We start from the raw sequence: 13022 nt of genomic DNA on the forward strand, positions 1-13022 counted from the left end.
GTCAATAGCCTCCGTAGAGAGTAAAAGGCCCCCAGAAATAGGGGTGCGGATAACGGTCGCGGACGGTCTGCCGTCCGGAACGAACGGCGTCCAGTACTGTGCCGCCGTCCAAGAGACGACGACAGAAAGGGTACATGAAAATCGAAGCGGCGTGATCGTCGAGGGGCCAAAAACTCGTAACGACCGCTCGGGAACCTCGTGATAGGAACGATCTCGCTAACCCTTCAGGTTCTGCGGGCCTCTGGGTCGAAAGGGTTCCGGTCTCGCACGCTGACATCACGACGATTTCCGGCCTCAGGTTCGAGCGGGAGATCTCGGCTGCCGAAACCGCACCGTCAGCGAAGTGGACGGACGAGAACATCGGGTGCTCGGGGTGCGAGGAAGCGTGCCCTGCGATATGAAGCAAGCCGATCGAGGGGCCGTCTAGGCAGCGTCGGGCTTCCTGTGCGGTCGTGCAGACCTCGGCATCAGGGAAAAGACCGAGGAACGATTCGACTTCAGCGCGGACATACGGAAGGCCCGTCGGCGCATGGAACCACAACGCGACCTTTCCGTCAGACGGGAGCGTGACGTCTTCCTTGGAAACCCAGGGTCCCAAGGCGATGACGGGCTCCTGGCCGTTCCAGACAGGCAGTGCCGACCATGGCACGCTCCAATAAGGCCCGTCCGGACAGACGACCGTACCGTGACCGCCCTTGGGAACGCCCAATGACCGGGCGAGTCCTTCGAGGGCTTCCAACGCAGGGCCCTCTGGCGCGCAACGGTCGACGAGGGGTGCCAAGAGTTCGAACCTCGCCCAAGAAACCTGACGTTCTAAAGTCGAAACGTCTGGTAGGCGGGTTTGGCTCCTTGCGGTCAGGAGGAACGGGCCCTCGGACGTATCGACGAACGTCCAGTCCGGGTCTCGTCCCTTGGACCGGATGCGCCGTACTCGAGAGGTCGTCGCGAGCATGACGTCGGTCCACCTCCGGTTCAGGTCGCTCCAGTCTTGGGGCAGGGCGCGACGTGTCCGACTTTCCCCATTGTCGAATCCTACCGTCCCGAAAGCCTCGCGCAACGTCTCGAGTTCTGCCCGCCATGGCGCGTCCTTCCAGTCTTGCGAAGACAAGATCTCATCGAGCAAGACGGACGAGCGCGACTCCCGGACGACCTCATAAGCCTCCTCGGCGTGCTCCGGACGACCGGACGTCAAGAGGCGGCCAAGGAACTCTCGGACGACGTCGTTCTTGTCGTTCAGGAAGTTCGACCTCGCCAGTGAACTCTGAGCGAGGGCCCTGGCGTCGAAGACCGCCTTTACCGCCTTCCGGTAGTGCACGAGTGACGCCTTGGGAGAAGCCGTCCTCGCCCGAAGCGCGTGGAGCCTCCACATGGGATCCGGGTCGGGCCTGGCGGCGAGCGACCGAGAAGCGGTCGAAAGTGCAGACCGAGGGTCCCGACCGTTCGCGATCAGGGCCTCGGCCTGTTCGAGGGCCGCTTCGGCGATCAGGCCTTTGACCCGTCGTTCCTGAAGGGACTTCAGCGCAGAGGAAACGACGAAGAGCCCGCGGTCCGCTCGCCCCGACTTTCGAAAGAGGCGTGCCCGTACGACTGCGGCGTATCCGTACCAGACATCGTTCCCGAACGACTTGAAGTCCGCAGCAGCCAGACGTGCCCATCTTTCCGCTTCGACGGTTCGCCCGGACATTTCGAGGGCCGTAGCCATCCCCAGTCGCGCGTTGCCGCGGTTGAGCGACGGCCGATAGGCCGTCGGATGGGACAACGCCTGCCCGTACGCGTGAGCGGATTCGGACCACAGGTTCATGCGGAAGTACGCGTCTCCGATGAACTCTTCGGCCCGGGCGGCATCGGCCGAAGACGGATCGAACAGGCGTTGGGCCGCCCGGAACCGCTCAAGAGCTTCGTCCGGATGGCCTAACATCAGGTTGGCGCGCCCCCAGGTCACCAAGGCTTGTGCGGCGTGCGAGTCCGCACCGACGTCCTGAAATTTCGCGACGGCTTCTGAAGCCAGGCTACGGGCCGTCCGAGGGTCTCCGCCGTACAGTTCGCTCGTGGCGGCGCCAAGGAGCGCGGCGGGCAGCATCTCCCCTTCCGGTCCGATCCCTCCGAGCGCCTTCGCGAAAGCGCTGCGCGCTTCGGAATATCGGTCGTGCCAGAGTAGCGCGTTGCCAAGATTGAGGCAAACGAGAGCGGCAACGGACGTCTCACCGGCCGCTGAAAGTCCCTGCTCGAGTTCGCCGGCGAGGACGACGGCCTGCCGGACTTTGCCCGCTCGTCCGAGACTGTCGACGGCGCCGACCTGGAACTTTAGCGCGCTGACGGGATCTGAGCACGCTTGGCCCGCCAGTCGGAAGGACGTCGCGCTCTTGGCCCATTGACCGTCCAAGCGCTCGGAAAGGGCCCTGAGCCTGAGCGACCAGGGACGGCATTCCGGCTGGCGAGAGAAGAGCTTCCACCGCCCGGCGAGCCTACGGGCCCGGACTTGGCTTTCGCCAAGGGCCCTTGCCGTCAGCAAGAAGGCCTCCTCGGCGTGTGCCGAGGTCATCGGTCGTGGAAGGAGCCGTCGGACTTCGGCGTCCGGTCCTGAACCGGACAGGGCGTCAATCCAGTCGTTCCGTGCCATCGAGTTCCGTCAACGGTGGGACGTCGATCGAGCCGTGGGCAGAGAAGGCGATGAGCCCGGTTTCGCCTTCCGGTCTGGCGGAAAACGTGAAGCGTCCGTCGGCCCCGCACACCACCACGTCATCTCCGCAGACGACGGTCCATCCGTCGGCCTGGATCTCGCCCATGGTCTCGACGCCGGCAGAAGTCTGTGTGTACATCAAGCGGATCTTCACCCCGTCCGCCTCGAACAGGGCATGGGCCGACTGTCCGGCGGCAAGCCGGGCTCCTCCGGCCGTCAGCCGACCCGCAAGGGACAACAGCACGGGCCTTGAACGCCGTGACGGCTGGAACAGGCCCTTAGCCCGGACCGTGACGTCGTCAGGCGGCGTGGAGAACCCGAGCCGCAGTCGGGACGCGATCCGTTTGTACGAGTCGAACCTCGACTCGTCGCGCCAGTCTGCAGGCGCTCTTTCTCCCGCGAACGCGGCGTCGATCGCCTGTGTCAACTTGTCCTGAGGTCCGTCGGTCATGCTGTCCCTCTATCCGGAGTCCCTGTCCTGGTCGCTTGATACTCGGGGGCGTCGAAAAAGCCGTCCTTTTGTAGGGCCGCCCGTAGTTTTTCGAGGCAACGGGCCCGCGTCGGACCGATCGAACCGACCGGCATCCCCAACGTCGCGCTGACCTGTCCATAGTCCGTTTCTTCAGCGAGATAGAGGGCCTGGAGCAAGTCCCGACACTTGGCGTCCATGGCGAGGACGTTCTGACGGACATGGTCGGCTTCGGCCGCCTCCAGTGACGCACGGTCGGCAGCGGCGTCCTCGTCCGCCAAAAGTTCGTCGAGGGACATGTCGTCATAGGACGAGTGACCGTGCTTCGTCGCAGAGCGCGACAGGCGATAGCTCTCCCGGGTCGCTGTGACGGCCAGCCACTTCGCGACGGCGTGGGCCTCCTCGATCCTGTCCAAATGCTTGTAGAAGGAGGCAAAGGTCGTCATAAAGACGTCTTCGGCGTCGTCCGCAGAGAGTCCGGTCCGCCTTGCGACGGAATAGACAAGGCTCTTGAACCGGTCGACGAGCGCGTGCCAGGCCCTTTCGTCGCCGGCGCGGCACCGGGAGAGCCATCGTGCGATTTCGCTTTCGTCCGGTCGCCGCATCACGTTTCTGGACCGATTGTATCAGGCCTGTGACGGCCGCCCTCTGAACGTCCGTGGGCCGACAAGCCCGATTCAAGGATCTGACATGAAACTGCAAACGATTCTCATCCTCGCAACGACCGTGACCGCTGTCGCCGTCGCCCAGCAAGTCCGCACGGAGTTCCTCGCCACGATGACCGGCACCGGAAAGGGCAAGGTCAAGTGGAAGACCCGGGACAACCTGCCCAATCAGTTCCAAGCAGAGTTCCAGGCCGAAGGCGAACGGTTGCGACCGAACTCGGGGTACCGCCTCAACGTCGGCGACGGCCAGTACATTGTGGACGTGACGACGGACGGGTTCGGCGTTTACCGCCATACGCGCCTCTTTAAGGGCTCGAACCGGCCGAACATCGGAGCCGGCACCTCCGCCGTCCTCACGGACGCGTCGGGAGCCGTCGCCCAGTCGGGCACGTTCCAGGCGAAGTAGTCCTTACGGTTCGACCGATCGGTATGGGCCGGCCCGATGTGGCCGGCCGACTTTCGTTATCAGGTTGTCTGCGGCGACGGACCTCCGTTCGCATGGCCCGCGGAATCCGTGTGCCAATCTCGTCCGATGTCCAGGACGGTGGTCGATCCGACCTTTGCCCGTAGCCAGTTCCCTGCCTTGCAGACGTCCTTCGCGTTTTTGGAGAACGCGGGCGGGTCGCAAGTCCCCGGCTGCGTGATCGACGCGATGGGCCGTTTTTTGCGGGAGTCGAACGTCCAGACGACGGCCGGATATCCGGCAAGCGACAGAGTGACCCGGTGCGTGGACGACGCCCACACGTTTTGCGAGACGCTCATGGGCGCCGAGGACAAGGGCAAGGTCGTTCTCGGGCCGTCGACGTCCCAGCTTCTGTCCATGCTCGCGACGTGTCTGAAACGGCGCCTGGAGCCGGGTGACGAGATCGTGGTCTCCGTAGCCAACCATGAAGCGAACTACGGGCCCTGGTCGCGCATCGCGACGGACGGCGTCCGATTGACACCGTGGGGCGTCGACGCTGTGACGGGCGAATCGCGCGTCACGGACCTGCAACGGCTCCTGACTCCCAAGTCCAAGATTGTCGCGTTCCCCCACACGTCGAACCTTCTCGGGAACGTGGCCGACGTGACCGAGATCACGAGGGCCGCACACGCGGTCGGAGCCATCGTCGTCGTCGACGGGGTCGCGTACGCCCCGCACAGGCTGATGGAGACGGCGGCCTGGGGCGTCGATTTCTACGCCTTCTCCGCGTACAAGGTGTACGGGCCGCACATGGCCGCCCTCTATGGGACCCATGACGGCTGGGCAGGTCTGGAGGGTCCGAACCACTTCTTCGTCCCTCAAGGCGAAGTTCCCAGGAAGTTCGAACTCGGATGTCTTCCGTTCGAGGGGTGTGCCGGTCTCTCGGCTATCGGAGACTATCTGAGCCGGTTGGCCGACACACCGTCGTTCTCCCGGGAAGCGGCCGTCCGATCGTTCGACTTGTTCCAGGGTTGGGAGTCCGTTCTGACATCGGCCTTGCTCGCCTATCTGGGTTCGAAGAGCGGGGTCCGCATCGTCGGGCCGACAGAAGGCGACAGGGTTCCGACGGTCTCGTTCGTTTCGGACCGCGTCCCAGCACCCGCCGTTTCGGCCCACGTCAATGCTCGGGACATCGGGATCCGCCACGGTCACATGTATTCCCACAGACTTACCGAGGCGTTGGGAGTCGATCCCGAAACGGGCTTTGTCCGGATCAGCGCCGTCCACACGAACACGATGGACGAGATCGGTCGGCTCTGTTCGGTCCTGGACGAGATCCTCTAGCACGGGCCCGCGACGGGCCTGCTGTACAATGTCGGGAAGAATGATCGCCGATTGCCGTTCCGCTCGGGGGGCCGAACTGATCGAGAGGCTCGATGGAGCCGTCGAACTCGACTGCGTCCAAGGACGATGTTCGAAGGTCAAAGAGGTCCTCGAAGACGTGTTCCGATCGGGAGACGACTTCTTGCCTGCCAGGTGCTTGGCTCCGGCCGCCGACCGTTACGCACGACGGTTGATCCACCGGGATCCGGCAGGCCGCTATTCTGTGGTCGCCATGGTCTGGGGGGTCGGTCAGGGGACGGCGCTTCACGACCATGCCGGAGAGTGGTGCGTCGAATGCGTCTACCGAGGTCGGATCGAAGTGACGTCGTACGACATTCAAGGCTCGCCGGAAGAGCCCCTTGTGCAGTTTAAGAGAGAGAAGACGGTCTATGCGGGTACGGGCGAAGCAGGGGCCTTGATCCCTCCCTTCGAGTACCACACGATCGCGAACGCCCTGACAGACGAGCCGTCGGTGACCATTCACGTCTATGGTCACGAACTCACGTGGTGCCATATCTTTGAGCCGGTCGAGGGCGGGTATCGGCGCGTGCGGAAAGACCTCTGCTATACGGACTGAGCATCAGAAGTCGATAAGATTCCCGGCCGAAAGTTCGTCGAGGCTTCCGGTCACGGACCGCATCGGCTATCCTCTGCCTTCGTGTTCCGGTCTGTCGCGAAGTCGTTGCCAGGATTGGGCCTTTGCACGCTCCTGGCCCTGGCGTCGGTCGCCGTTTCCGAATCGCCCTGGGCGAAACAGAACCTCCGGTTCAGCCCACTCCTGATCGTCATCCTGCTCGGCATCGTCATCGCGTCCTTAACGCGGCTTCCGGCGGCTTTGGACGACGGGATCAAGGTCGCGCAAAAGCCTGTCCTCCGTTGGGCGGTCGCGGGGCTCGGCTTCAAGCTCTCGCTTATGGAGATCCTCAGGATCGGCGGCCCCGCACTGTTCGTCGTCCTCGTCTCCACCGTCGCAGCCCTTGCTGCGGGATGGTGGATCGGCGTCAGGATGGGTTTGAACGAGAAGCTGGCGATCTTGCTCGGGGTCGGTACGTCGGTCTGCGGGGCGTCGGCCGTCGTCGCTGCGGACACGGTCGTTCAGGCCGAGGGTGAGGACGCGGCGGTCAGCCTTGGCGTCATCACCCTTTGGGGAACGGTCGGGATCTTCGTGCTCCCCCTGATCGCTTCGACGCTCCACCTCCACGAGTTCCGGTACGGCGTTTTCGCAGGAGCCTCCCTCCAAGAAATGGCCCAGGTCGTGGCGGCGGCGCAAGGGTACAGCGACGGGTCGGCCGAGGTCGCGACGGTCGTGAAGCTGGCCCGGATCTGCCTCTTAGCCCCCATCGTCCTCTATCTCGCTGCGTGGTTCAAGCGGAACCGCGGGGCTTCCGGTGAAGCCCAAGTCGCCCCGGTGCCGTGGTTCTTGGTCGCTTTTCTCGTCTTCGCGACGGTCAATTCGTTCGCGGTAAACCTCGGCATCCCGAAGAACGTGATCGACGCTTTGGTCCGTGCCGACGTGGTTCTCCTGAGCATCGGGATGGCGGGCGTCGGCCTCAAAACCGGCTTTCGAGAACTGAAGAAAGCCGGATGGAAGCCCGTATTGCTCGGCCTTTACCAATGGCTGTTCTTGAGCGCGGTCGCCTTTGCACTTTCCTCGGTCTTGAGCGCGCCCGCCGCACCGGGCGTCGCCAAGTGAGATAATAGGCCCCATGGTCTGGAGCCCAGACAAGGCGTCCCGTCGGATCGCTGTCGCCTTGCTCGTCGTCGTGTCTGGAGTCTTACCGGGGTGCACGGAAGACAAGAAGAAGGACGCGGACACGTCCCTTCTTCCGAGGAACCTGCGTCCTCAGCCGAAACGACTGGCCGATCTGACTAAAGGCGAGTCCGGCGACGAAGAGTTGACCCAGATCGGTTTTCGCCTCGCCGATACCGCTTCGTGGCTCAAAGGTGCGGACGGGAAGCCGTATTACGAATGGGTGTCTTGGGACGCCGTCTGTCACTTTGCGGCCGACGATGCGAAGAAGTCGTACTCCTTGATCGAGTTGGACACGAAGACGACGAAATCGAAAGTGCTCGAGCCTTTGACAAAGGTCTATTCGGCAGAAGGCAACTTCGGTCCAGGCCGGATGGCGCCCTCGACGAACCGGCTTTTGTTCATGGGCGAGCGGCCCGGTTCCCCGCCGAAGTACTACATCGCCGACGACAAGGGGAACGAATACCGCCAATGGGAGTTCCACGGCCCGACCGACCGCACAAAGGCTCCGTACGCCAGTATCTCGTGGACGCCCGAGAGCCACGTGATGGAGACCGTCGTCGGTCCGGGCCAAAAGGGCAAGACGAAGATCCAGACTTGGATCTACAAGGCCAAGGACTATGAAACGGCCGAGGCGTTGCCGACGGTCGAGATCGACGCCTTGCCCAAAGTGGGGACGGTGCCGTACTCGCGAGGTGGGAACAAGTTCTTCATGATCGTGCCGGACGTGCCGAACGAAGCGTCGCCGAACGTCAAGATCGTCCAGTGGGAAGCATCGGTCGTCCCGAAGCAAAAAGTCTTCGACGTTTCGTTCGACGACCAGTACGTGCACGATTGGAAACCCGCCGAAGACGGACTTTTCATCATGTGGGCCACGACGACCTGCCCCACCGGACCGACCGCTTGGATACGTTCGCCAGAAAACGCGAACGACAAGCCGACGGACCCTCAGTACATCCGGATCTGGATCACGAAGAACGACGGTACGGGCCACCGCGAACTCGGCCGGCTCGAGCTCAAACCTGGCTCAGAAGCGGCCGACATCGATTCGTTCAGTGGCATGCGGTGGGTGACGAACCGGCTGTTCGTCAGTTTCCTGTTCCGCGGCGGTCTTTGGGAGATCTACATCTGACGGCCGAGAGGCGTCACGGACCGTAGGCGCGCGGCCGCTTGCTCGGGGGTCAGGTCCCTTTGGGCCTCGGCCAGCATTTCGTATCCGACCATGAATTTGCGAACGCTCGCGGAGCGGAGCAACGGGGGATAGAAATGGGCGTGGAGCTGCCAGTGGCCCGTCGGTCGACCGTCGGACGGCGCCTGGTGCCAACCCATGGAATAAGGAAAGCTGACGTCGAACAGGGCGTCGTACCGGGAAAGGCCATCGACCAGGATTTCAGCGAGACGGCGCCGTTGCGGCCCGTCAAGGTCCGGCAGGGATCCGACAGGGCGCTTGGGGAGCAACAGGGTTTCGAACGGCCAGACGGCCCAGAAGGGCACGACGAGGATCCACTCCGAGTTCTCGCAGACCGTCCGCTCCCCTCGGCCCGACTCTGCGGACGCGACGTCGAGGAGCAAGGGCCGGCCGTTCGCGTCCCAGTACGCCCGCTGCATGACGCATTCCCTCTCGGCTAACGTCGGCACCGCGTCTCCGGCCCAGACCTGGCCATGGGGATGGGGGTTCGAACAGCCCATCGATTCCCCCTTGTTCTCGAAGACCTGGACCCAGGCATAGAGGCTCTCAAGCTCGCGCGTCAGTTCGGCCAGCGTCGCCACGACCGCGACGACGTCGTCGACAGGCATCTGCGCCAACGTCAAATCGTGCCGAGGGGAAAAGCAGACGACACGGCATTCTCCGCGAACGGGGACCGACCGGAAAAGACCTGGCTCGGGCGCCGAGTGAGGCGTGCCTGCCACCAAGGCCGGGAAATCGTTGGCGAAGACGTAGGGGCCCGTATAGTCCGGGTTCCTATCGCCGTTGGCCCGGACGTTTCCGGGGCACAAGTAGCAAACGGGATCGTAAGCCTGAAGGTCGTCGTGGACGCGCGGTTCCGTTTGGCCGAGCCAGGGCCGGGACGTCCGGTGAGGGGAGACCAAGACCCAGTCTCCCGACAGCGGGTCGAACCGTCTGTGCGGGTGTTGGTCCGGGTCGAACGTGAAGGACGGCAATTCCGGATCCACCTGGGAAGCCGTTTGGTGGGCCTAACTAGATTCGAACTAGTGACCTCACCCTTATCAGGGGTGCGCTCTAACCAACTGAGCTATAGGCCCGCGACCGAAGGTCTACGATACCTTATCGGAAATGGGCGGCGGAAGCCTTAGCTCGAGGGCCTAGGCGCAGGTCGGGCGGCCGCTCACTTGACCGAAAGCGGCGTCAAAGTGCGACCCGACTTGTCCGGCACCGGCTCCCGGGCGATCGGGCGATACAGCGAGTCCCGTTCGACCGGCTCTCGGCCCGCCTCGCGGATCATGTAGGACATGTTCTCAAAGGTCAGCGCCTGCTTCTTGTTCCCGAACTCGCCTTCCTTGTAGGTGATCTCGTACTCGTGCACGAGACCGTCGGTATCGTCGGCGCCGTACCACAAGGCGGCCTGCGTGACTTCTGGAGTGTTCATGATCCAGAAGGACTTGACGTGGTCGAAGTTGTCCAGCATCAGGCGGGCGACGGCTATGTTGCGCAGGTCGGTGAAGCCTGTCAAAGGCTTGATGTCTTCCAGTTCGGTCGCTTCGGGGTGGAAAGAGAGCGGCGTGTAGCACACGAAGTGGCCCGTCTCGTCCTGTAGCTCCCGGAGTTGACGAAGGTGGTCGGCCCGCTCGAAGTCCGTCTCGATGTGTCCGTACAGGAGCGTCGCGTACTGCTTGAGGCCGAGCTTCGCCGCGGCCCGTGCGACGGACTTCCAGCCTTCTCCGTCCATTTTCCGTCCGAAGAGTTCGCGGTGGACGCGGTCGGACAGCACCTCGATCCCGCCGCCTGGCAGGGAATCGAGGCCGGCTTCGATCAAGTCCCGCAACGCCTGTTCGTGGCTGACGCCGCCCTTGTGAGCGATCTGCTCGATCTCGATCGCGGTGAACGCCTTGACGTGGACGCCGGGCAAGACCTCTTTCACCGTCCGGACGAGGTCGAGATAGTACTGATAGGGAAGGCGGGGGTTGATCCCGCCGACCATGTGGACCTCGGTGATCTCGACGTCTTTGTGCCATTCCAGACGCCTGCGGACCTCTTCGATCGAAAACTCGTAGGGATCGGGCCCGCCCTTCTTGGCATAGAACGAGCAGAACTTACAGAACTTGTTACAGATGTTCGTGTAGTTGATGTGCTGGTTGCGTACGAAATACGTCCGCGCCCCGTGCCGGCGTTCGCGGACAAGGTTCGCCATCGCGCCGACGGCCGTCAGGTTCGGGTGTTCGAAGAGCCGCACGCCATCGTCGACGCTGAGCCGTTCGCCGCCGTCGACCTTGCGGAAGACGTCCATCAAGTCGGTAGGGATGACACGTTCGGGGGCAATCGGCATGGGCTGGACTCGTCCCAAACAGATTGTAGCCCACCCCGGGACGGTCTCCGTGACTTCAGAATCGGCCGGGCTTCTCCAACTTGACCGAAGTGTAAGGTTCGGCGACAAGGGGGCCGGCCCGGTTCACCGGACTACGGCTCCGTCCCCATGCGTCGACCTCGAGCGTCCGTCCGCCGATCGAAACGGGCCCGATTTCGAGGGCACGGGTGCTCGTCCGGGGCGGTGCCGCAACGTTGGTTCCAGGGCACCGGAACGTGTCCGTGTCGCAACCGAAAGCGCCGCCTTCGCTCGACAAGCAGAAGTACCCGTTGGCTTCCAGCCGTCCAGGCTCGTTCCCGAACGCGAGATAGAAGACTCCGGGCCCGCCGCCCCTCACGTCGACGACCGACCCGACCAGCCGCCCGCCCCACTTGGCGTCGAGGGAGTTGTACCGTGCTCCCGACTTATGGACCATCGGTCCGGAAAAGCCCATGACGTACCCTCCGACGGGCGCGACGAACGTGATCCTGCACCCGTAGAACGAGCTTCGGTACGCCGTCATATCGGCGTTCGTCGGCGTGACCGCGACGACACGGTTCCATCGGGACGACCGGCAGGCCGAAAAATCGAACGAGACGTCCGAATTGACCCATAGGCCGGCAGACGACGTGCACGCCGAAACGTCCCCGTTCGACTGAGTCCACAAGACGGCGCACGCGACGCGGCAGTCGACGTAGGCCGTGCCTTGGCTACCGAGGTTCTTGTACACGAGGCCGTTTCCGCCGTTCGAGGACGGGCAGGTCGCATCCAACGCCGTGGCGTTCCGGCACTCGGCCTGAAGGCCGACGACGAAGGTGCGACATTCGGCAGGATCGGTGAACTCCGGCGCCGACGCTGCGGCAGGCAAGTCGGCGTTCTGATACTGCCCCGGTACGATCCGGTCGGCGTAAGACAGGAACAAAGCGTGCTTGTAGACCGCGTCGTCGGACGTGTGCGCGTAGAGCGGCGCGGACGAGCCGGCATATGGATACGGCGCGTCCCCGACCGGAAGGTCGGAACCGACGAACTCGTTGTAGGCGGAGACCAGTTCCTGGCCACCGAGCGAGGAATAGCCCACCGTGTTGATGCCGTCGTTGACCAAGTGCCCCATCCGGCACCCGACGACGAACAGAGAGCCCCCCGCTTGGGTACTGAGTTTGGTGATCGAATGGCGGCCGTTGTAATACGTTTCACATTCCGTGACAACGACCCGGTTCGCTCCGGACGGGTCGGCTTGGATCCCGTAGCCGGTGTAGCTGTGGTCTCCAGGCGTCCCTGCACCGAACCCGTCGATCCGCAGGTCGTGAAGCCTGACGTCGTCGACGTCCCCGACCCATGCGCCCGTCTCTTGGTTTTTTAAGACGTAATCGACCCTTAAGTCCGTATCCCTCAGATCGAGGTCGTCCTTCATGTGCACGTACAGCTTCCCGGACGAACAGAACCACGTGCCCGGCGACCGTCGGCACCCGGTCACGTCCGTTGCTTTTCGGAACACCGACGTGTCGTCTCCCGCAAGCCTCATCCAAGCGACGTCGGCGGGGACGTTCGTCACGTAGGTCCCTGGGGCGCCGTCGGCCGCCCACTGCCCGGGCTGTACGGGAGGCTCGAACCGCGTCAAAACGGGCCTTGGGGCGCCCGTCTGGTCGCCAGGAGCGAGATACGAGTCGACCGTGACGTGAGGGACGCCGACCTTAAGACCGATCGTGGACCTGAAGACACCTCCGCGTCGGAACCGGACCCGGAGCGGGCCTTCGGTCGATGCGATCAGGGCGTTCGCCTTGTTTACGGTCGCAAAGGGCTGATCGATCGATCCTGACCCCGTCACGTCGTTGCCGTCCGGACTGACGTAAACGGTCGTCGATCGGGTCAATGGAGACCGTGCGACGCCGTCTTCCACGTAACGTGCGCACCATGTCCGGAATCCGGCTTCGGTCAGGGCGGGCGGGGTTCCCGAGGGAAAAGACTGCTGGGCCGGGCAGGCGACGACGATCCATACCGCCGCACAAAGTTCCGCGATCCTGGTACGCGGACCTTTGGAAACCGTCCTCGAACCCACGAGAGAAGTATGACTATTCTTTCTCTAATAATATGGGTTCACCCGCAAGACCCGGTTCATTTGCGTGCGCCCGGGCCGGTCTGCACGGATCG

The 13022-nt window shown here is 63.5% G+C and carries 11 protein-coding genes and 1 tRNA gene; 5 read left to right on the forward strand and 7 right to left on the reverse strand.

Annotated elements, in window-relative coordinates:
• Nucleotide 1: 1 nt before the first annotated feature.
• The 3 genes from JST30_06045 to JST30_06055 are packed head-to-tail and all read right to left on the reverse strand — an operon-like array spanning nt 2 to nt 3757.
• Complete coding sequence (locus JST30_06045) at nt 2-2620, reverse strand: CHAT domain-containing protein (protein MBS1713881.1); 2619 nt, start codon at nt 2618-2620, stop codon at nt 2-4.
• Complete coding sequence (locus JST30_06050) at nt 2598-3131, reverse strand: hypothetical protein (protein ID MBS1713882.1); 534 nt, start codon at nt 3129-3131, stop codon at nt 2598-2600. Before JST30_06050 ends, JST30_06045 begins: the two co-directional genes overlap by 23 nt.
• Nucleotides 3128-3757 (reverse strand): sigma-70 family RNA polymerase sigma factor, encoded by a 630-nt coding sequence (locus JST30_06055; GenBank protein ID MBS1713883.1) that lies wholly within the window; start codon nt 3755-3757, stop codon nt 3128-3130. Before JST30_06055 ends, JST30_06050 begins: the two co-directional genes overlap by 4 nt.
• 82 nt (nt 3758-3839) lie before the next feature.
• On the opposite strand from JST30_06055, the gene JST30_06060 reads away from it, so the two are divergent.
• From JST30_06060 to JST30_06080, 5 genes are all read left to right on the forward strand, one after another.
• The gene (locus tag JST30_06060; GenBank protein ID MBS1713884.1) at nt 3840-4220 is read left to right on the forward strand and encodes a hypothetical protein; all 381 of its coding nucleotides are present in this window, start codon (nt 3840-3842) and stop codon (nt 4218-4220) included.
• 126 nt (nt 4221-4346) lie between these two features.
• Entirely contained in the window at nt 4347-5561 is a 1215-nt protein-coding gene (locus JST30_06065; GenBank protein MBS1713885.1) for an aminotransferase class V-fold PLP-dependent enzyme, read from the forward strand.
• A 40-nt stretch (nt 5562-5601) separates the two neighbouring features.
• Nucleotides 5602-6177: a cysteine dioxygenase family protein gene (locus JST30_06070; GenBank protein MBS1713886.1), complete on the forward strand. Its 576-nt coding sequence runs from the start codon at nt 5602-5604 to the stop codon at nt 6175-6177.
• Between the two features lie 81 nt (nt 6178-6258).
• A complete protein-coding gene (locus JST30_06075; protein MBS1713887.1) occupies nt 6259-7293 on the forward strand; it encodes a putative sulfate exporter family transporter in 1035 nt (344 codons plus the stop codon).
• A 13-nt stretch (nt 7294-7306) separates the two neighbouring features.
• Nucleotides 7307-8482, forward strand: coding sequence for a hypothetical protein (locus tag JST30_06080; protein ID MBS1713888.1), 1176 nt, complete (start codon nt 7307-7309; stop codon nt 8480-8482).
• Here the strand turns inward: JST30_06080 and JST30_06085 are convergent.
• The 4 genes from JST30_06085 to JST30_06100 form a co-directional block, all read right to left on the reverse strand.
• Nucleotides 8473-9513, reverse strand: coding sequence for a UDP-glucose--hexose-1-phosphate uridylyltransferase (locus JST30_06085; protein ID MBS1713889.1), 1041 nt, complete (start codon nt 9511-9513; stop codon nt 8473-8475). The two genes, JST30_06080 and JST30_06085, sit on opposite strands and share 10 nt — an antisense overlap.
• Before the next feature lie 25 nt (nt 9514-9538).
• Nucleotides 9539-9615: transfer RNA gene (locus JST30_06090), tRNA-Ile, on the reverse strand.
• A gap of 83 nt (nt 9616-9698) precedes the next feature.
• The gene (locus JST30_06095; GenBank protein MBS1713890.1) at nt 9699-10856 is read right to left on the reverse strand and encodes a CofH family radical SAM protein; all 1158 of its coding nucleotides are present in this window, start codon (nt 10854-10856) and stop codon (nt 9699-9701) included.
• Between the two features lie 55 nt (nt 10857-10911).
• A complete protein-coding gene (locus JST30_06100; protein MBS1713891.1) occupies nt 10912-12930 on the reverse strand; it encodes a hypothetical protein in 2019 nt (672 codons plus the stop codon).
• Nucleotides 12931-13022 lie beyond the last annotated feature (92 nt).

It is taken from the genome of Armatimonadota bacterium (genome assembly GCA_018268395.1).
Taxonomy (GTDB): Bacteria; Armatimonadota; Fimbriimonadia; order Fimbriimonadales; family Fimbriimonadaceae; genus JAEURO01.

Coding starts and splice junctions, on each gene's coding strand:
- JST30_06045 (MBS1713881.1), bottom strand. CDS start 2,620: ATGGCACGGAACGACTGGATTGACGCCCTGTCCGGTTCAGGACCGGAC.
- JST30_06050 (MBS1713882.1), bottom strand. CDS start 3,131: ATGACCGACGGACCTCAGGACAAGTTGACACAGGCGATCGACGCCGCG.
- JST30_06060 (MBS1713884.1), top strand. CDS start 3,840: ATGAAACTGCAAACGATTCTCATCCTCGCAACGACCGTGACCGCTGTC.
- JST30_06065 (MBS1713885.1), top strand. CDS start 4,347: ATGTCCAGGACGGTGGTCGATCCGACCTTTGCCCGTAGCCAGTTCCCT.
- JST30_06070 (MBS1713886.1), top strand. CDS start 5,602: ATGATCGCCGATTGCCGTTCCGCTCGGGGGGCCGAACTGATCGAGAGG.
- JST30_06080 (MBS1713888.1), top strand. CDS start 7,307: ATGGTCTGGAGCCCAGACAAGGCGTCCCGTCGGATCGCTGTCGCCTTG.
- JST30_06095 (MBS1713890.1), bottom strand. CDS start 10,856: ATGCCGATTGCCCCCGAACGTGTCATCCCTACCGACTTGATGGACGTC.